General features: G+C 75.6%; 1 protein-coding gene. It reads left to right on the top strand.

Annotation, left to right across the window (positions count from 1 at the left end):
• Window positions 1–487, top strand: a 487-nt coding sequence (locus tag PROKR_RS21560) for a PH domain-containing protein (protein ID WP_036967233.1), incomplete at both ends; no start/stop codon positions are given.

Raw genomic sequence — 487 nt, 5'->3', positions numbered from 1 at the left:
GTCCACCCGATCACCCCGCTGGTGCGGGGCTGGGCCGTGGTCGGCGCGGCCGTCGTGATCCTGGGGCAGCAGAGCCTCGACGGCGGACCGCGTGGCGGCCTCATCACGCTGGTGTCCAGCGGCTACTGGTGGACGCTGCTGGTCGCGCTGGGCGCCGTCGCCCTCGTGGGCTGGGGCTACTCGGCGCTGGCCTGGCGCATGACGTCGTTCGCCGTCGGGGAGGAGACCGTGCACCTGCGGCGCGGCATCCTGTTCCGCCAGCAGCGGCACGCGCGGCTGGACCGGCTGCAGTCGGTCGACATCCGGCAGCCGCTGGTGGCCCGGTTCTTCGGGCTGTGCGAGCTCACGCTGGAGACGGCGGGCGGCACCGACTCCGGCGTCGCCATCGGGTTCCTCAAGGGGTCCGACGCCGACGAGCTGCGCGCCGAGCTGCTCGCCCGCGCCGCGGGCCTGAAGGTCGCCGGCAGGCGCCCGGCGGTCGCCCAGG

The sequence above is a fragment of the Promicromonospora kroppenstedtii DSM 19349 genome (assembly GCF_000515355.1).
Classification (GTDB): Bacteria; Actinomycetota; Actinomycetes; order Actinomycetales; family Cellulomonadaceae; genus Promicromonospora; species Promicromonospora kroppenstedtii.
Note: the sequence above shows the minus strand (reverse complement) of the source record. Positions and strands in the feature narration are given on the sequence as shown.